The sequence below is a fragment of the Pedobacter sp. BS3 genome, from assembly GCF_008274585.1.
Classification (GTDB): Bacteria; Bacteroidota; Bacteroidia; order Sphingobacteriales; family Sphingobacteriaceae; genus Hufsiella_A.
On the sequence record NZ_VTRT01000002.1, the window covers coordinates 681,807 to 701,609 of the forward strand.

Here is a 19,803-nt window from a genome sequence, read left to right on the forward strand (position 1 = left end):
GAAAAATTGAAGTCATGGGAAAAAATACTTCTGTTTCGCTTGGGGATTATTTTGAGGGTTTTGTTGAAAATAGGATTTCTCAGGGCCGTTATAAAAACGCAAGTGAAGTAATCCGGGCTGGTTTACGTCTTTTAGAAGATGAAGAGTACCGTGTTGATGCTTTAAAAAATGCGATTGCTGAAGGTTTGAATAGCGGAATAGCTGCCAACTTTGACCCGGAGAAACATCTTAAAACATTAAAGGCTGCTAAAGGGCTCAATGGCTAAGTATCGCTTTACCAACAAAGCTGTTGAAGATTTATCTGATATCTGGAACTATACTTTTGAAACCTGGTCTGAAACTCAGGCGGATAGGTATTATAACGTCCTGATAAGTTTCTGTAAAGCAATAGCCGGAAATCCGTCGTTAGGAAAAAACTACGAAGAAATTACGCCAAGCCTTTTCGGGTTCAGGGCTAATAAACATATTATCTTTTACAGAATTATAGCTGAAGACGAAGTTGAGATTGTAAGAATTTTACACGAAAGAATGGATTTGAAGAACAGAATCCGCGAATAATACATATTATTTATGCTAACATTTCCTAACGCAAAGATCAACATCGGGTTAAACGTGGTTAATCGCCGTGCGGACGGATACCATAACCTGCAAACGGTTTTTTACCCGGTTAACATACAGGATGCGCTGGAAATTGTTGAATCGGCCAGGTTTGAGTTTACCTCGTCGGGAATAGCCATTCCCGGCCGGATAGCGGATAATCTGTGTGTGAAGGCTTATCACATGATAGCTGCTGATTTCCCGTTGCCACCTGTGCATATTCATTTGCACAAACATATACCTATTGGTGCGGGATTGGGTGGAGGCTCGGCCGATGCGGGCTTTTTTATCCGGCTGCTTAATGATAAGTTTCAGCTGAATCTAAGCCTTGCACAGATGGAGGTTTATGCCCGCCGGCTTGGTGCCGATTGCGCCTTTTTTCTGCATAATAAACCGGTATACGCTTTCGGTAAAGGCGATGAATTTGAACCGTTAGCGCTTAATCTCGCCGAATACTTTACTGTTCTGGTGATGCCTGACGTGCATGTGTCGACTGCTGAGGCGTATCGTGGAGTTAAGCCTGCCGAGCCGGCTTATTCGCTTCGAGATGCTGTGAGATTGCCGGTTGAAGAATGGAAAAGTATCATTAAAAACGATTTTGAACTATCGGTTTTTACCAACCATCCGGAAGTACGGGGCGTTAAGGCTGCCTTATATGAAGCAGGGGCACTGTATGCAGCTATGAGTGGTAGCGGCGCTTCGGTATTTGGAATATTTAAACAGGAAATCGCTTTGCCTGATTTAGAAGCCGAAAATGTGGTTTTTTATGGAGTGTAAGGGTTAGTTGAAAGTTGAGCGAAGCGAAATCCCGACCATTCGGGATTGAAAGTTTAAAGTCATGGTATTTCGGGTTAAAGAGAAAAGTAAGAATCGTATCTTTGAATAAATATTTTGGATATGCTGGTTGAACGCACAAATAATGACAAGATTGTAATTACATTATCTTCTGCTGTTGACAGCTTTAGTCTTCAACGGCTGATTGATTATGTGAAGTACCTTGAAGCCACTTCTAAAAGTAAAGCGAAGCAATCTGAGGTTGATAAATTAGCCGACGACGTTAATACTTCATGGTGGAGTAAAAATCGCAAACGCTTTATCAAGTGAGGCTTATTGTTGATGCCAACATAGTGTTTAGTGGTATTTTAAACACAAACAGTAAAATCGGCGACTTACTTATTAACTCAAAACCATATTTTACGTTTATAGCTCCGGGATTTTTGAGAACGGAGATACGTAATCATTATCCAAGACTTGTTAAAATTCAGGGATGACCATTGAGGAAATCCAGGAAGCCGAATTCTATCTTTACAAAGCCATTGTTTTCATTTCAGAGGAACAAATAAAAGTTTCAAACTGGATTGCGGCAGATGCAATTGTAGCCGACGTTGCCCCTAAAGACACACACTATATTGCTTATTCAAAACACTTTCGTTGTAAGATTTGGTCGGGTGACAAGAAATTAATCAAGGGGTTGGCTGCAAAAGGATTTACAAATTTTATCACTACAGATGAGCTCTATAAATTAAGAGAAGAACAAAAGACAAAGCAAAGCGTAAAATAAGTGAAGCGTCTGCCATCCTCGAACCACAAGCGTTTCGTAGAAATTAAGTAGTATCGCTAAAATTAGCAGAAATCGGGTTCATTCTTGCAGTGCCGTTGTTCGCGTTAGGGATTGCAGTGAAAATCCTTTTGCGAGGTACGAGCAAAAGATTGAAACGGAAAGCCCGACCCGCAGGGGAACGCCCAAATAGTGAAAAGTTAAAAGTTGAGCGTAGTGCCCCTTGAGTAATTCGGGGTTCGGGGTTAAAAGTTGAGTCCCGTACATACGGGAAATTTGGAATTCGGGCTCCAAAGCTGAGCGAAGCGAACCCCAACCGTTTTGCACAAGCTTGGAAAAGCATTAGGATTGTGGGCAGCGTGTCCATTGGATTCCTGTGAAGAAGCAATCCGGTTGCCAGTTGGGTGATTACTTCTCTGCCAACCGACAGACGGATCGATGACAAAAAAATTAGCCGCATTTGCCTGTGCCCACCGGCTCAGGTTTTAGTTATGTGATATTTTTTTATACCTTCGCAAGCCCAAAAATCCACCTGTATGAATACTGCCCCTAAAGCTGCTTTAAAGTTTATTTTCATCACCCTGCTCATTGATATTACGGGCATGGGACTCATTATACCCATATTCCCGCAATTAATTGAGCAGCTGACGCATGGCACTATCAGCTCGGCATCAAAATGGGGCGGCTGGCTAACTTTCGTATACGCCATCATGCAGTTTGTTTGTGCGCCCATCATTGGTAATTTAAGCGATAGGTATGGTCGCCGGCCTGTGCTGTTGTTTTCCTTGCTGGGCTTTGGCATTGATTACTTATTCCTGGCATTTGCACCCACTATCTGGTGGCTGTTCATTGGCCGGTTAATTGCGGGTATCACGGGCGCCAGCTTTACAACTGCTACCGCGTATATAGCCGATATCAGCACCGATGAAAACCGGGCGCAAAATTTCGGACTGGTGGGCGCCGCTTTTGGCTTGGGCTTTATTATTGGCCCGGCATTGGGCGGTTTGCTGGGCGAAGTAGGCTTACGTGTTCCTTTTTTAGTGGCTGCCGGTTTGACATTGCTCAATGTATTGTACGGATATTTTGTGCTCCCCGAATCGCTTGAGCCGGAGAATCGCCGGAAATTTGAATGGAGACGGGCAAATCCCTTAGGCTCATTATTTCAGCTAAGAAAATACCACGGTATTAGCGGACTGATCACCTCTATTGTATTTGTATATATTGCGGCTCATGCCGTACAAAGCACCTGGACGTTTATCAATATCGAAAAGTTTAACTGGAGTAAATCGCTGATCGGAATTTCGCTGGCCGTTGTCGGTGTTCTGGTTGCTGCGGTACAGGGCGGTCTGATCCGGTATGTTACCCCTAAAATCGGCAACGAAAAAAGTATCTATATCGGCCTGGGCTTATACGCCCTGGGGCTTTTGCTGTTCGCGTTTGCAACGCAAAGCTGGATGATGTTTGTATTCCTAATCCCTTATTGCCTGGGCGGTATTGCCGGGCCGGCTTTACAAGCCATTATATCCGGACATGTGCCAGCCAATGAGCAGGGTGAACTACAGGGATCGCTTACCAGCTTAATGAGCGCTACCTCTATTATCGGCCCGCTAATGATGAGCTACCTCTTTGCCTGGTTTACCCGACCAAAAACAACTATCTATTTTCCGGGAGCCCCTTTCCTGGCTGGCGCTGTCCTGATGTTTATCAGTGCAATTATCGCGGCAAGAGCGCTTAAGAAAGGTTTAAGGTAGAAGGTTTAAGCGGCGAAAGGCAAAAAGCTAAAAGCACTAACTTAACAAAAAATAGTGCTGTCCAACTCCCCTCTCTTTTGGAGAGGGGCTTGGGGGTGAGGCTTACTCCTAATACGCTCTCGCAAACAGCACCCGTTGCGTAGACGGTTTTCCGGTAACCATGCAAACGCCTGCTTCCTGTTTGTTATTTAGAGGAATACAGCGGATGGTCGCCTTGGTTTCTTCTTTGATCTGTTTCTCCGTTTCAGGAGTTCCATCCCAATGAGCCGAAATAAAGCCGCCTTTTTCATCTAGTACCCGCTTAAACTCGTCATAAGAGTTGACTTCGGTGGTATTTTCTGTGCGGAACTGAAGTGCTTTCTGGTAAATATTCTGTTGAATATCAACCAGCAACTGCTCAATATGAGCAACCAGACCATTTTGGGCAACCGTCACTTTTTCACGGGTATCACGACGGGCTACTTCAACCGTACCGTTGTCCATATCGCGGGAGCCGATAGCCAGGCGTACCGGCACACCCTTTAATTCATATTCGGCAAATTTAAAGCCGGGGCGCTGGGTATCGCGATCATCGTATTTTACTGAAATACCTTTGGCTTTAAGCTCCGGTATCAGGCCATCCACATAAGTGGATATACGGTTTAATTCATCGTCATTTTTATAAATAGGCACAATAACAACCTGTACCGGGGCCAGCTTTGGGGGCAAAACCAGGCCCGAATCATCAGAATGCGCCATGATCAGGGCGCCCATTAAACGGGTGGAAACACCCCATGATGTGGCCCATACATAATCAAGCACGCCCTCTTTGCTGGTAAATTTCACATCAAACGCCTTGGCAAAGTTTTGTCCCAGGAAATGTGATGTTCCGGCTTGCAGAGCTTTTCCATCCTGCATCAGCGCCTCTATACAATAGGTTTCCAGTGCTCCGGCAAAACGCTCATTAGCTGTTTTTTTACCACGAATAACGGGTACAGCCAGCCAATTTTCGGCAAAATCGGCATATACCTCCAGCATCCGCTCGGCTTCCTCAATGGCTTCCTGCTCGGTAGCATGGGCCGTGTGCCCCTCCTGCCACAGAAATTCGGCCGTGCGTAAAAATAACCGTGTGCGCATCTCCCATCGTACCACATTAGCCCATTGATTAACCAAAATCGGCAAATCGCGGTATGACTGTATCCATCCTCTGTACGTATTCCAGATAATGGTTTCGGATGTCGGCCGGACAATAAGCTCCTCTTCCAGTTTTGCTTCTTCATCCACCACAATATTACCTGCGCCGTCGTTTTTAAGGCGATAATGTGTCACAACGGCACATTCGGTGGCAAAACCCTCTACATGAGATGCTTCTTTAGAGAAAAATGACTTGGGAATGAATAATGGGAAATAAGCGTTGCTATGCCCTGTGTCCTTAAACATCGTGTCCAGCGCAGCCTGCATTTTCTCCCAAATAGTGTATCCGTAAGGCTTAATTACCATACAGCCCCTTACGGCAGAATGCTCTGCCAGGTCTGCTTTTGTAACTAATTCGTTATACCACTGCGAATAATCGTCATTTCTGCTCGTTAAGCCTTTACTCATGTGAAATATGGAATAATTTTTGTAATTTTATATGTAATTGTTCAGGCGGCAAATTTATAAAACTACTTGACGTTATTTTAAAAATTCTTACGTATTGATGCAACCTTTTAAGATAAATGTCGTCTAACAGCTAACAGGATAGGATGAAAGCCATGACAACAAAATTAAAACTCTCTGCCATGTTGGTGCCGCTGGTTCTGCTGGGTGCATGTTCAACCAATAAACTGGCACAACAAAATACAGGTAATGATGATATTTATTATTCATCTGCCAAAGCCAAAGAAGTAGACTATAGCCAACGCGTCAATCAGGAGCGTTCATACCGTACTGATGAACAGCTATATGGCGATGAACGAAGCCAGTACGACGGCTATTATGATGATAGCTATGCTTCACGTATCAGCCGCTTTTATTATGACTCGCCCTGGCGGGGATATTATGACAACTGGTACAACTATTATTCATACGACCCGTTTTATGACGGATTTTACAGCCCATACTACCGGCCGGGATGGTCGTTCAATATCGGTATCGGTTTAGGATGGGGTTCTCCATATTACGGCCTTTATGATTATTACTACCCTTACGGATATCCTTACCGCTGGGGTGTTTATTCCTACTATCGCCCGTATGGCGGATATTGGGGCGGCTATGGAGGCTACTATGGCGGTTATCCAATTTACGGAAGCCCGGTTTATAGCTCGCCTAACTACCGGCCAAGACCAGGCGGCAGAACCGGTGAAAGCTATGGCGGTTATTCACGTGGACGAACTACCATTTATGGCGGACAACCAAGAGGCTCGTCAACAACCAATCCACGTGGCAACTCGGTAAGCTCCGGCTCATCGAATGGCCGGACCAATCAGCCGGTAAGTCGTCCAAGACCATCACGTGACACACAGAATGAACCTTCAAGAACAGAAACCAGACCCAGCTATCAACCTTCTCCAAGTTCTTCTTCCGGAAGGGGGAGCAGTTATGGAGGTGGTGGCAGTAGCAGCGGCGGTTCTTCCAGACCACGACCATCAAGATAAAATTTAAACCACATTAAGTCAATGAAATACAGATATATTGGCCTGGCCATTGCAGGAATAGCAATGACAGGGCAGGGTTTTGCACAAATGCCTCAATATGATTATTATAAAGATGCATTACGCTTCTCGCAGATACAACCCGGTTCCACCTCTCGCTTTAAGGCCATGGGCAATGCCAGCATTGCACTTGGCGGAGACATCAGCTCATTAAGCAGCAACCCTGCCGGGCTGGGCCTATTTACCCGTTCGGAGTTTTCATTCACGCCCGAATTTATTAACAGCAACGCCAACAGCGCTTACTTGGGCACTAACTCCTCATCAGATAAAAGCCGCGTGAATATTAACAACGTAGGTTTGGTATTTTACGGCCCATCAAGCCGTGGAAAAGGCAGTAACTTAACCCAGGGTGTGTTAAGTTTCAACTTTGGCGTAGGATACAGCAAAATCAACGATTTTACAGGTGGAATTAATTTTACAGGTACTAATTCACAGAACTCCGTTTCAGAGTTCTACGCTGAAAATTATGCGGATGCCATAGGTGAAGCTGCATATAAAAGCTATTTAATTTCAACTTATGATGATACAAACTATTTTAGTTCTGTAAATAAAGATAAAGGCTTATTGCAGCAGCAAAAAATTATGCGAAAGGGTTCTCAATCCGAGGTCAATTTTGCCGGAGCGGTAAATATTTCGAATAAAATTTATATCGGAGCCAGTGTAAACCTGCTGAACATCCGTTACCTGTCTAACAATACATTTACCGAAATAGGTCAGGTTAAATTTAGCCAGGACGCTAATGGTAATACCGTGCCGGATTATTATGCCGATTATCACAATGAATATTACCAGAATTACGATACCAAGGGTTCAGGTGTGAATCTGAAATTAGGTATTATTGGCCGATTGACCGATAATTTCCGCTTAGGCTTTAATGTGCAAACACCAAGCTGGTACTCTATAGAGGATAATTATTCAGAAAATTTATATACCCACCAAACAGATAACCCTTATTTTACAGAATACACTAATTCACCGGAGGTTTATCCATTCACCTATAATCTAACAACCCCGGCGGTTTACTCTTTTGGGGCATCGTTACTCAATGGTAAAATCGGTCTTATTTCTGCCGATGTTGAATTTGTGGATTACAGCAGTATAAAGCTAAAAACTGATGATGCTAACACTCAAGGTGACTTTATTGATGAAAACCGGTATATTACTAATAACTACGGCGGCGCCGTTAATTTCAGGATAGGTGGCGAATTAAGATTGGCTCCCCAGTATTTCCTGCGTGCAGGCTATTCATTATTAGGCAGTCCCTACCAGAATAGCAACGGTTCGGATAATACCACCAACATTTACAATGCAGGCTTAGGTTATCGTGCAGGCAATATTTCTGTTGACCTTGCCTACCAAAACCTGTCGTACAAAACACAAATTACTCCTTATGAATTAAGCAGCGGAGGTTCTCCTGTTGCCAACACCAAATTAAAGAACAACAACCTGTTTCTTACCGTTAGCGCCAGATTTTAATACAAAGCGTTATCATAGAATAAAAACAAAGGCTTTCTGATCTGCGGAAAGCCTTTGTGCTTTTCAAGCCTGCTATAAAGTATTACGCAAGCATATTCTAAAACTTAGTCTTTATTATTGTGTTTATCAATCCGGTAAATTAACTAATTTACCTTGAACATTTTAGTGAAATAATCTTGGTTTCCATTATTAAACCATGCACATGTTTTTTAATTTCGTAGCAAGAGCAACCCGATGAAGCAAAGCCGTGAAATTAAGAACTTCTTTTTCAGCCATCATTTTTCGGATGGATTACGGGTTACTATCGGCGTATTATTGCCGGCCCTGATCTCTGCCAGATTCTTTAATAATCTGCCTGTCGGTATCAATATTTCCCTGGGTGCAGCCGCCGTAAGCATGGCCGACTCTCCGGGCCCTATCAGGCATAAGAACAATGGTATGCTGTTCTGCATTCTGTTCATTTTCATTACAGCTATGGCTATTGAGGCCATCAATAAAAACAGTATTTTATTAGGCATTGCCATATTTACCGCCTTTTTCACCTATTCTATGTTCAGCGTATATGGTAACCGGGCCACCTCCATAGGCACGGCAGCGCTGCTCATCCTGGTGCTTACCATCGAAGAGGTAAATAGTTTTAAGAACGCATTGCAACATACCTTACAGCTTACGGCTGGTGGAATATGGTATTACCTGCTCAGCCTGGTTTCCTTTCATGTCAGACCTTATCGCCTGGCACAGCAGGAACTGGGAGAATGTATCCGGCAGGTATCTAATTACCTGCGGATAAAAGCAAAGTTCTATCAAACAGACGCTGATTATAACGACACGTATGAAAAGCTGATCAACCAGCAAATTGTTGTACATAAGGAGCAGGATTCCGTCCGCGAGATCTTATTTAAAAGCCGGGAGTTGGTGAAAGAATCTACCAATACCAGCCGGCGCTTATTGCTGGTTTTTGTAGATATTGTCGATCTGTTTGAACATACCATGGCTACGCATTATGATTATGTAGCTATTCATAAAACCTTTGAGCATACCGGCGTATTAGAAAAATTTCATAACCTTATTACCAAAGCAGCCGATGAGCTGGAAAACCTCAGCTTTAGCATTATCAGTAACGATAAGCCGCAACCGGTTTATAATTTACAGCATGAGCTTGAGCAGTTAAAAACTGCCATTGACGCGGTTGAAACCGATTTCGGGCTCAACAACCTTGTACTCAAAAAGATCCTGGTCAACCTGCGTAATATCAACAGCCGTATACAGAAAATCTACAGCTATTTTTCCGGGAAGCCGCCGGTTGGAATAGCGGCCGTTGATATTGTAAAATTCGTCAATCACCAGGATTATGATATTAAGATCCTAAAAGATAACCTCAGTTTAAAGTCGGCAAGTTTCAGGCATGCTTTACGTGTCGCCATTGCCGCCCTGATCGGATTCCTGGTATCAAAACTTTTCCCGTTGGGACATCATAGCTACTGGATATTACTGACCATACTCGTAATCATTAAACCGGGATTTAGCCTTACCAAAGAACGCAATTTTCAGCGTTTGGTGGGTACGCTTGTCGGAGGTACCATTGGAGCCATATTGGTATTTTATATCCGCGATAACAGCGTCCGCTTTGCACTGATGATTTTTTTCATGCTGTTCTCATACAGCTTCCAGCGATTAAACTACATTGTCTTTGTAATTTTCATGACGCCGTATATCTTATTGATGTTCAGCTTTGTAGGATTAGGAAATTTCAATATTGTTAAAGAGCGTATCCTGGATACGGCCATTGGTTCTGCCATTGCTTTCGCCAGCAGCTACCTTGTTTTGCCGGCATGGGAATACACCCAGATAAAAACTTATATGCGCAAAACGGCCATAGCTAATTATTATTACCTGGCACAAATAGCCGATATTTTATCGTTTAAAGACCTGGACATTACCACTATAAAATTACGCCGGAAAGAAGTTTATGTGAGCACCGCCAACCTGGCATCAGCCTTTCAGCGGATGCTTTCAGAACCAAAGGCAAAACAGCACAACGCCCGCGATATTCACAAATTTGTTGTTCTTAACCATATCCTGTCATCCTATATTGCCAGCCTGCTGGCCGGCATCATAACCAATAACAGTCGCAGCTTTAATCAAAATCATATCAAGCTGATGCGGAAATCGTTATACGCCTTATCAGAAAGCATCCATTTGCTGGACACCGAACACGAGGATGATTTTACCGAGCTGGAGCTTGTTTCGTCAGCTATCAGTAAGTTACCCGAACAGGAAACACACGAGACCCGGTTGATTGCTGATCAGCTGGAATTTATCAATAACATTACCAACGATATTTTGAAGATCTGCTTACAGATCACCAGTTCGTCTCATGAGGCGGCCCCTGCAAAAGCATAGTTTTTAAAATAATTTAATATAAAGCCCTTAGTGTTTCTTTTACAATAAGCAATTATTTATATTTTTGGCTACCCAAACAAATAACAGATATGATCATTATAGCCGATGGCGGTTCTACCAAAACAAACTGGTGCTTGTTAAATGATGCCGGTAAGAAAATCTATTTTAATACCGAGGGATATAACCCTTATTTTGTAGACGAAGCTTATATCGTCCAGTCCCTGAAATCAGGATTACCTGAAGATCTGGATATTAAAAATATCTCTGAAGTAAATTATTACGGGGCCGGCGTTCATAATGATGAAAAAGCTGAGATCCTGCACCGTGCCTTATCAGCCGTATTTACTTCCAGCAAAATATTCGTAGGGCATGACCTGCTTGCTGCAGCCAGGGCTTTATTAGGTAAAGAGGCCGGTTTTGCGGCCATTTTGGGAACAGGAACAAACTCATGCCTTTACGATGGTCATGATATAACCATGTCTATTGATTCCGGTGCCTACATCTTAGGCGACGAAGGCAGTGGCTGCTACATCGGCAAAAAGCTGTTAACAGATTTCATCAGAGGTTACATGCCCAAAGCGGTACATGAAAACTTCTGGGAAACATACCACCTTACTCCCGACGAAATTAACGACCGCGTTTATACCCAGCCACTGGCAAGCCGTTTTTGCGCCAGCTTTGCCAAATTTGCTTACGATAACAACGTAAACATTGAATATACCCGCAACATTGTAAAAACATCATTCGAAGATTTTTTCCGGAACCTGGTAAGTCATTATCCGGATTATCAATCGTACAGCTTCAATTGTATCGGCTCGGTAGCCTATAATTTCAGAAATGTGCTGGAAGAAGTTGCCGGAGATTTCGGTATGCCTTTCGGTAAAATTGTGCGCTCCCCTATAGACGATTTAGTAAAATTTCACCAGGAAGAAAGCGGCAAATAGCCTTGAGTTCGGTTAAAAACAGCGGATTGTTCTGATTTCTTCTATATAAGAACGATCGTCCGCGTTGGTTAACCTACGGTGTACCATACTTTAACAATAGGTTTATTAACCTCCAGCCCTTATTTTCTCCTCTCACTACCTTTATTAATCACTGTCCCCCTCTCCGAGGGGGTAGGGGAGGAAAAGGCAAATTGTTATATTTAGTGAAAATATAATAAATGGAAAAGGCTGATAATTCCAACCATTGGCACTATAATCCTAAATTAAGGTCATTTGCTACAAGCAATCGGAAAACATGACTAAAGCTGAGGCTTGTCTATGGAAATACCGGTTAAGCGGAAGACAACTAATGGGATACCGGTTCAATAGACAAAGGCCCGCAGGAAATTATATTGCTGATTTTCTATGTAAAGAGCTGATGTTAATTATTGAGGTGGACGGGATTACACATCAATTCGAAGAAGTTAACTCAAAAGACCAGAACCGTCAAAAAGACTTGCAGTCGATGGGCTTCACGGTTATACGCTTTGATGATGATGAGATACTACATGATATGGCAAATGTAGAGAGAACATTGATTCATTATATAGAGATGTATAAATCAGTAAATAAGAAATAACCTCCCCCTGCCCCCTCGGAGAGGGGGATATCATTCTACAACGGTATTGCTATTGCGTTAAGTTCCTGGTCTATATAGTCGCTTAACTCGTGATATCGTTCTACAACGGTATTGCTATTGCTCCAAAAGTCATTAAGTAAATGACTTTGCATCCCTTCCTCTGAATAACAACTGCTGTAATTGCCAAAGAGCCGTTATATCTGAATGGTCGGGTATCAGACGCTATACTATTCAACAGAAAAATTGCTCACTAAACGACGGTCTGCGGAATTGCTGCCCGTAAAAACCTGGTAATTACCTTTGTAAACTACCTGTTGTTGCAGGGTTTCATCCCACTTGGCCAGCGAAGCCAGCGGTATCGAAAAACGTAGTGTACGGATCTGCCCATGCCGAACTGCAATCCGCATAAACTGTCGCAATTCTTTTAGTGGCAGCCGCTGCTGCTCTTGGGGATAACTAATATACACTTGCGCCACTTCATCACCATCACGAGTCCCGGTGTTCCTGATATCAACCGCAAAAGTAAGCGAGTCTGCTGCATGATACCTTGATTGTGGCTTTTGTTTCCACTGGTACGTAAAATTAGTATAGCTTAGGCCATATCCAAAAGGATATAAGGGTTTTCCCTTAAAATACCGGTAAGTCCGGTTATTCATGGTATAATCCTGAAAAGCTGGCAGATCGCTATCTGATTGATAAAATGTAACCGGAAGCCGTCCCGCCGGGTTATAATCGCCAAACAATACATCGGCAAGCGCTGTTCCTGCGGCCTGTCCGCCATACCAGGCATTAATGATAGCCGGAACATTCGCAGCTTCCCAGGGCATGGCAATAGCGCTTCCGGTCATCATTACAAACACCACAGGCTTAGCGGTAGCTTTAAGCTTTTTCATAAAACCGGTCTGCACTTGTGGTAACAGGATAGACGTGCGATCGCCGCCATTAAAACCCGGTTGGTTAACCGGCATTTCCTCGCCTTCCAGCCTCGGTGTAATACCCCCGATATAAATAATTACATCGGCATCCTTCACACTGTCGAGTGCCGCGTTCATGACCATAGAATCTTTTACCGAGGTAAAATCGGTTGCCGCTGCATAATAGATGTGTGTATCCTTTCCCAGTTTTTCACGGATAGCCTCTAATGGAGTAACCACTTTCGAGGGCGTGCCGTTATAGTTTGCTAATAAGGTCTCTTTATTATCAGCATTCGGACCCAGAACAGCAATTTTCTTCAGTTTTTTGCTTAAAGGAAGCAAATGATTATCATTTTTCAACAATGCGATGGATTGCCTGGCCATCTTTAATGCTTGTTCCTGATGCGGTTTACTTTCGAGTGAGGTAATCGAAATATTGGCATATTTTACCTGTTCCGGCGGGTCGAACATTCCTAAACGAAACCGGATAGTAAAGAGCCTTTTTACCGATTCATCCAGTTGTTTTTCTGTTAATTTACCATGCTTCACCGCCTGTACCAATGATTTATAGGTAATATGTCCGCATTCTACATCTGTACCGTGCAATACGGCCTTCGTTGCGGCACTTTCTGCATCAGCATCGGAATGATGATGCTGGTAAAAGTCATCAATAGCTCCGCAGTCCGAAGTCACATACCCCGTAAAATGCCAGGTATTACGCAAAATGTTATTCATCAGGATATCATTCCCGCAACATGGCTGACCTTTGTACGCGTTGTAAGCACACATCACGCCGGCTACTTTCGCGTTGACAACCAAATGCTGAAATGCCGGAAGATAGGTGTCCCACAAATCATAATCGCTCACCTCAGCATTAAACTCATGTCTCAACGATTCGGGACCACTATGTATGGCATAATGTTTGGCACATGCCGCAGCTTTCAGATAAGTGGCATCGTTACCCTGCAAACCGTTCACAAAGGCTTTACCCAGTGTACCGGTCAGATATGGATCTTCACCATAAGTCTCCTGCCCCCTGCCCCATCTCGGATCACGAAAGATATTAATATTGGGGTCCAATAAGTAAGTCCCAGGTAAATATCATGCTTGTTGTTCCGTATGCTTTCATTATAAATGGCCCGTCCTTCTTCGGCAGTATAATCGGCCATAGTATGTAAAGAAGCTGGATCAAACGTGGCAGCCATAGCAATGGCCTGCGGGTATGAAGTAACGTGATACGGCGTTCGGGCAACACCGTGCAGGCACTCGTTCCACCAGTTATAGGCCGGAATACCCAATCGCTCAATAGCCGGTGCATTATTCAGCATCTGCGATACCTTTTCTTCCAGCGTCATGCGGCTCACCAGGTCGTTAACCCGCTGTTCAATGCTCAGCCTGGGGTTCTGAAACGGGAAAGAATAACCGTTGCGATCAGTGTAAGCACATAACACTGCTACAGCCAGCGCAACAGTTAACAGACATAGCCAGCTATTCTTTCTCATCAAACGGAACATCATGGTTTTATTGGTTCTTAAAGCGTTAAGATACATAAATTGATGTTATCCAACGAAATTAATTTTTACCTTGTGGCGGTAGGCCGTTTGGCGGTTAATGTCATTTCACCCCTGAGCATTTTGCTCCCATCGCCGGTTAAACGTAAATAATAATCGGCAGAACAGGCTGTTCCATCCTCATCTAATGAACGTATGCCAGAACCGGCCGGTACATCAGCCTGTACTTCGGCAGTTTTAGCAATCTGGTTGCCTTCATTATACTCATCAAACATGGAAACATAGATACTTTTAACCCCAATACGTACCATATTATAGAACTGTCGCCACATAAAATCACCATGTGCCCGTTGCCGTTCCTGCAAATCACCGGGTAACACACAAGGCTGATAATCGATACCGTTCTCGTTACAAAACTTTAAATCATCTTTATTAAGAGTCGCCGCATACTGGTCAGCCTGATTAACATTGGCAATACGGCCAATCATCCAGGGCGAAAGCATGTTAAATGATTTATAGACATCAATATAACCCTGCCGCGAATCGTTATTGGATGGTGCCAATCGCCAGTTGGTAGGTACGCCGCCCATGACATAACAGCCTTGTGCCTTAAACCAATCTATTACTTCCTTACATACATTGGCAGACCAGGGATGGTTATTATCGCTAAACCCGAATCCCCAAATGCCAACTACGGGTTTTCCGTTCTGTGTGGCATAAGCTGATGACTGAGTATATTGTTTCATTTTGTTGAGCCAGTCCTGCTTGATTTCAGACTGCATATTGGTCCAGCCGGTAACATCATACATAATATAGAACTTCACACTGTTTTTTTCGGCATAGGTCTTCACTTTTGCGGTTACCGCATCGCGGATAGGGCCTTCTATACCATTGGGATTAAACCGCTGAAGGGCTGCTGTATGAATACCATTATCACTCATCCATTTAAACTGCGTATCTGCTGTCTGGTCATCGTATGAGGAAAAAAGCTTTGCCTGACCACCACCATTTAAATCCGGGTAGTTTGTAGCGTATGTATGAGTATAATCCCTTACATCAGGCCATGATTTAATACCAGTATTGGTTAACGATGGTTTCTGCTCCCAAACCTGGGTCCAATGCCACCACCGGCCATCCATAGGCGAATTATCTCCATCGCAGGAAAACCATCCCTGGTAGCCAACCGTTATTTTACCCACAACATCTCCAGGCTGTGAAGTTTTAGGAGGATTATTATCCGATGGATTAGTACCTCCGTTATCATCACCACCTGGTTTAGCACTTTTTTTTGAGCAACTGCTCAGACCTGCAATAAGTAATCCGGCAAAAGCCACAACTGCAATCCGTTTTATTTTTAAGTTCATCTGTTTATTTTATTTTTCAAGGGTTGAAATAGAGTCGTCCATGATTAGTTTTTGATTGTTCGACCAGCATCCTCTTTATTAAGTGTTTGCACAACCCGTTTAATGGTTCCATCGCTATTATAAAACAGCTTATCTACACAAACAGACCGAAGCCAATCACGGGTATTTGAAGGTTTGTTATTGGCAGTTGACAGGTAGCTGTTATGGTAAAAAGTGTACCATTGGCCCTTAAATTCAACAATCGACCCATGATCGGTGTAACTATCTGTAGGATCCAGGTAAATACCTTTGTATGTCCATGGCCCCAGGGGATTTTTACTTACCGCATAGCGCATCCGGTTATGCTTATCGCCTACATTGTAGTTATCGGCGTACGATAAATAATACAAACCGTTCCGTTTATGTACCCAGGTTGCTTCATGAAAATCCTGCAGGCCGGCCATGGACTTCATACTTCTTTCAATTTCCATCATGTTATCTTTGAGCTTACCGCCCATACATTTACCTCCACCGCCATAATAGAAATAAGCCTGCCCGTCGTCATCAACAAAAACACAAGGATCAATTAGGGATTCAAGTCCCGGAATATAACCTTGCACTGTAAAATCTTTTGCGGGATATTTACTGGTTGCCACGCCAATTTTCCAGGTATTATTCCAGTCATCATCGCTGGGATGCGGAAAATAGAAGTAATACGTTCCGTTTTTATAGGCACAATCTGGTGCCCACATAAAACCACCGTCTTTACGTCCCCACGGAACCTGGCTGGCCCTGAGAATTTCACCATGATCGGTAAAATTAACCATATCATCTGTGGAATACACGTGATACTGATCCATCAAATCGCACCCTTCGCCAGGTTCAATATCATGCGAAGCATAAATATATAAACGTCCGTCTGCCCATACGTGTGCCGAAGGATCGGCGGTATAAATATTCCTGATAATGGGATTGCTATGTAAAATGGGGTAAATACTATTTTCGGGTTCAGGTTGCTCATGAACGGCCGTCTTTTTGGAACAGCTTGAAAATAAGAATACCGCTATACATATGCTTTGAATTAATTTCATTGCGTTCTTATTTAATACCTAACCCGGTTTGTTTAACTTTTTGAATCGTGCCATCACTATTATAATACAATTTATCAACACATACCGACCGTAACCAATCGTTAAACTCGCCGTTAGCTTCTGAGAGCTCGCTGTTATGATAAAATGCATACCATTGGCCCTTAAATTCTACAATAGAACCGTGGTTGGTATAACTGTTGGTTGGATCCATGTAAATACCCTGGTATTTCCATGGTCCTAAAGGGCTGGTACTTGTGGCATAACGCATCCGGTTATCACCCTTTACACCATCGTTCCGGTTTTCATCATGATTGTCGGAATAGGATAAGTAATAGATTCCGTTCTTTTTATGTATCCAGGTAGCTTCATGGAAATCTTCCAGACCCTGCATTACCCGCATTTCACCATCGATTTCCATCATATTATCTTTCAGCTTGCCGCCCTTGCACACACCGCCACCACCCTGGTAAAAGTAAGCCTGCCCATCGTCATCAACAAATACGCATGGATCTATAAGTGCATCAATATTGGGAATGTAACCTTGTACCTTAAAATCTTTGGCCGGATATTTACTGGTTGCCACACCGATTTTCCAGGTTTTATTCCAGTCATCGCCACTGGGGTGCGGAAAATAGAAATAGTACGTACCATTTTTATAGGCGCAATCGGGAGCCCACATAAAACCGCCGTCTTTACGTCCCCAGGACACATCACTTGCCCGCAAAATTTCGCCATGATCGGTCCAGTTAACCATATCGCTGGTAGAGAAAACATGATATTGATCCATCAAATCGCAGCCACGCGGCGGCGCAATGTCATGCGAGGCATAGATATATAAGCGTCCGTCTTTCCAAACATGAGCAGAGGGATCTGCCGTATACATGTGACGGATGATTGGATTTTCTTTTTGCTGGTGAACAACCAACGATTTTTTATAGCCTGAGCAGCCACCAAGAACTGCCAATAATACCAGACTTACGACCGTTTTGATATGTGCCCATCTATTCCTGCTTTGTTCGGCAGTGAAGCTTTTTCTGATTTCGCTAATATTGAGACGCTGAATATGCATAAATAATTTATTTTATCTGTGCTTTAAAATAAAGCACAGCCAACTTTATTCAGTATTACCAGGAGAATGCCTTAAACGATATTTGTTATAAAGACATCCTCCCTGGTATTGTTAAGATTTAGGTATTACTATTTTTGCTGAAATTTTATACCATCAATACCTACCGGTATTTCGGCTGTCACTTTATCTTTGGTAATACCGAAAATACGGAAATATTTGACAGCCGAAAGGTCTGCGCCACCATCCGAATCATAAGACCGGGTAAGATCGAGTTTGATTTCGTTCCATCCGGTTTTGAGTTTAACACCAGTGGCAGGTTCGTCCATTAAGTTCCAGCCGTACCGATAGGAATCAATATTGTCGGTGCTGCTTACCTGTACCTGTATTTCATTAAACAGTTCCGGCTGCTCTACATAGAACCAAAAAGCAAGTTGACCATTATCTTTGGTAACCTTGGTATCAAAAGTAGAGGCATACTGTTTGGCAAAACGCATATAGTCATCGCCCACGGGTATTTTACCTTTAATAAATCCCGAGCCTTCTTTCTTGCCGGCAGTTTCTATAAAAGCAGCCATATTGCCGGGAATATCCCAGCCATCCAGGTTATCACAGCTTTCCCACAGAGATGGTGCCGGAGCCGGCTTTTTAAGGAATTTAATACCGTCAATAGCCAGCGGAATCTCGGCGGTAGCATTATCGTTGGTAAAACCGAAAATACGGAAAAACCGAAGGGCTGACAGATCTGCCCCGCCATCTGAATCGTAAGCCCTGGTAAGATCAAGTTTGATTTCATTCCAGCCGGTATTGAGTTTAACACCCGTCGCAGGTTCATCCATTAAATTCCAGCCATAGCGATAAGAATCAATATTATCGGTACTGCTTATCTGTACCTGTATTTCACTAAATAGCTCAGGATGCTCTACATAGAACCAAAAAGTTAACTGGCCATTCTCTTTGGTTACCTTACTATCAAAGCTAGTGGCATTCAATTTAGCAAAACGCATCTCATTCGAGCCTATTGGTATCTTACCTTTAATAAACCCTGTGCCTTCTTTTTTACCTGCTGTTTCTATATAATCGCCCATATTACCCGGAGAATCCCAGCCATCCAGATTATCACAGCTTTCCCATATACCAGTATCAACCGGTCCTCCTCCACTACCACCAATCTGCACAAAACCAACGGCATCAATTGCCATGGTAAAAGGAGCAGTGGCAGATGCGGCGTCTGTAGTGTTCATATAGATACGAAAGAAGTTTATTGCACCCAAATCAGCTCCACCTCCGGATTCTCCGGCATCTTTAAGATCTAACTGGATTTTATTCCATCCGGTTTGTAATGTTCCCAAACTACTGGTCGGCCAATTATACTCTTGTTGATCTGGTTGGCCGGAACTGGTTATCTCAATCTGGCCATCGCTTAGTTTCACCCTGGAAGCATCTTCAACATACAGCCAAAAAATTAATTGGCCGTTCTCTTTTGTAATATTAGGATTGATGGAAGTAGCCAAGGCCTTTTGCATACGCAACGCATCGCCTCCCGCTATGGTAGCTTTTACCGAGTGATCTCCTTGTTTTTTATCGTCGTTAAGTACGGCACCTCCGGCAGCATCCCATCCATCTGCACTTTCGGCATTATCAAATACCACGAGTGTCGGGTCTGGCGGCTCCGGCGTTACCGGTGTAGGTTTTAAGCCGCTGATGTCTCTCGAAGTGTATTCATCTTTTTTACACGCCAGTATGGCAACGCTAAGAATGAAATACAGCAAGGCTGATTTTGTTAATTTCATTGTATTTTAATTTAAGGTTTACTATTTCATTAGTTTGAGCAGCTAAGGCTGCAATACGGTATTAT

17 protein-coding genes and 1 pseudogene are annotated in these 19,803 nt (G+C 43.3%); 11 read left to right on the forward strand and 7 right to left on the reverse strand.

Going from position 1 to position 19,803, the window contains the following annotated elements:
• Window positions 1-14 precede the first annotated feature (14 nt).
• The 6 genes and pseudogenes from FW774_RS08575 to FW774_RS08605 all read left to right on the forward strand — a co-directional run bounded on the left by FW774_RS08575 (window position 15) and on the right by FW774_RS08605 (window position 3,906).
• A complete protein-coding gene (locus FW774_RS08575) occupies window positions 15-266 on the forward strand; it encodes a type II toxin-antitoxin system ParD family antitoxin (protein WP_149347749.1) in 252 nt (83 codons plus the stop codon).
• Window positions 259-558 (forward strand): type II toxin-antitoxin system RelE/ParE family toxin, encoded by a 300-nt coding sequence (locus tag FW774_RS08580; RefSeq protein WP_149347750.1) that lies wholly within the window; start codon window positions 259-261, stop codon window positions 556-558. Before FW774_RS08575 ends, FW774_RS08580 begins: the two co-directional genes overlap by 8 nt.
• A gap of 12 nt (window positions 559-570) precedes the next feature.
• Window positions 571-1,374 carry a 4-(cytidine 5'-diphospho)-2-C-methyl-D-erythritol kinase gene (gene ispE, locus FW774_RS08585; RefSeq protein WP_149347751.1) on the forward strand — a complete coding sequence of 268 codons (804 nt, stop codon included), beginning with the start codon at window positions 571-573 and terminating at the stop codon, window positions 1,372-1,374.
• 120 nt (window positions 1,375-1,494) lie between these two features.
• Window positions 1,495-1,701 carry a hypothetical protein gene (locus FW774_RS08590; RefSeq protein ID WP_149347752.1) on the forward strand — a complete coding sequence of 69 codons (207 nt, stop codon included), beginning with the start codon at window positions 1,495-1,497 and terminating at the stop codon, window positions 1,699-1,701.
• Window positions 1,702-1,724: 23 nt separating this feature from the next.
• Window positions 1,725-2,158: pseudogene (locus tag FW774_RS08600) on the forward strand (PIN domain-containing protein).
• Between the two features lie 533 nt (window positions 2,159-2,691).
• Window positions 2,692-3,906 carry a TCR/Tet family MFS transporter gene (locus FW774_RS08605; protein WP_149347755.1) on the forward strand — a complete coding sequence of 405 codons (1,215 nt, stop codon included), beginning with the start codon at window positions 2,692-2,694 and terminating at the stop codon, window positions 3,904-3,906.
• 108 nt (window positions 3,907-4,014) lie between these two features.
• Here the strand turns inward: FW774_RS08605 and proS are convergent, their stop codons facing one another.
• Window positions 4,015-5,487 (reverse strand): proline--tRNA ligase, encoded by a 1,473-nt coding sequence (gene proS, locus FW774_RS08610; protein WP_149347756.1) that lies wholly within the window; start codon window positions 5,485-5,487, stop codon window positions 4,015-4,017.
• Between the two features lie 152 nt (window positions 5,488-5,639).
• Here proS and FW774_RS08615 point away from each other — a divergent pair, with 152 nt between their 5' ends.
• The 5 genes from FW774_RS08615 to FW774_RS08635 all read left to right on the forward strand — a co-directional run bounded on the left by FW774_RS08615 (window position 5,640) and on the right by FW774_RS08635 (window position 12,020).
• Window positions 5,640-6,521, forward strand: coding sequence for a hypothetical protein (locus FW774_RS08615; protein WP_149347757.1), 882 nt, complete (start codon window positions 5,640-5,642; stop codon window positions 6,519-6,521).
• 21 nt (window positions 6,522-6,542) lie between these two features.
• Window positions 6,543-8,054 carry an OmpP1/FadL family transporter gene (locus FW774_RS08620; RefSeq protein WP_149347758.1) on the forward strand — a complete coding sequence of 504 codons (1,512 nt, stop codon included), beginning with the start codon at window positions 6,543-6,545 and terminating at the stop codon, window positions 8,052-8,054.
• 234 nt (window positions 8,055-8,288) lie between these two features.
• Complete coding sequence (locus FW774_RS08625) at window positions 8,289-10,457, forward strand: FUSC family protein (protein ID WP_149347759.1); 2,169 nt, start codon at window positions 8,289-8,291, stop codon at window positions 10,455-10,457.
• 89 nt (window positions 10,458-10,546) lie between these two features.
• Window positions 10,547-11,401: an N-acetylglucosamine kinase gene (locus FW774_RS08630; RefSeq protein ID WP_149347760.1), complete on the forward strand. Its 855-nt coding sequence runs from the start codon at window positions 10,547-10,549 to the stop codon at window positions 11,399-11,401.
• A 295-nt stretch (window positions 11,402-11,696) separates the two neighbouring features.
• Complete coding sequence (locus FW774_RS08635; RefSeq protein ID WP_149347761.1) at window positions 11,697-12,020, forward strand: endonuclease domain-containing protein; 324 nt, start codon at window positions 11,697-11,699, stop codon at window positions 12,018-12,020.
• Window positions 12,021-12,247: 227 nt separating this feature from the next.
• Here the strand turns inward: FW774_RS08635 and FW774_RS08640 are convergent, their stop codons facing one another.
• The 6 genes from FW774_RS08640 to FW774_RS08660 all read right to left on the reverse strand — a co-directional run bounded on the left by FW774_RS08640 (window position 12,248) and on the right by FW774_RS08660 (window position 19,738).
• Window positions 12,248-14,014, reverse strand: a complete 1,767-nt coding sequence (locus tag FW774_RS08640) for a glycoside hydrolase family 3 C-terminal domain-containing protein (protein ID WP_242457772.1) — start codon at window positions 14,012-14,014, stop codon at window positions 12,248-12,250.
• The gene (locus tag FW774_RS20655; protein ID WP_242457773.1) at window positions 13,936-14,484 is read right to left on the reverse strand and encodes a hypothetical protein; all 549 of its coding nucleotides are present in this window, start codon (window positions 14,482-14,484) and stop codon (window positions 13,936-13,938) included. Before FW774_RS20655 ends, FW774_RS08640 begins: the two co-directional genes overlap by 79 nt.
• Before the next feature lie 29 nt (window positions 14,485-14,513).
• Complete coding sequence (locus FW774_RS08645) at window positions 14,514-15,809, reverse strand: glycoside hydrolase family 71/99-like protein (protein ID WP_149347762.1); 1,296 nt, start codon at window positions 15,807-15,809, stop codon at window positions 14,514-14,516.
• Window positions 15,810-15,853: 44 nt separating this feature from the next.
• Window positions 15,854-16,879, reverse strand: a complete 1,026-nt coding sequence (locus FW774_RS08650) for a family 43 glycosylhydrolase (protein WP_149347763.1) — start codon at window positions 16,877-16,879, stop codon at window positions 15,854-15,856.
• 7 nt (window positions 16,880-16,886) lie between these two features.
• Window positions 16,887-17,948 (reverse strand): family 43 glycosylhydrolase, encoded by a 1,062-nt coding sequence (locus FW774_RS08655; protein WP_149347764.1) that lies wholly within the window; start codon window positions 17,946-17,948, stop codon window positions 16,887-16,889.
• Window positions 17,949-18,076: 128 nt separating this feature from the next.
• Complete coding sequence (locus tag FW774_RS08660) at window positions 18,077-19,738, reverse strand: hypothetical protein (protein WP_149347765.1); 1,662 nt, start codon at window positions 19,736-19,738, stop codon at window positions 18,077-18,079.
• Window positions 19,739-19,803: the final 65 nt, after the last annotated feature.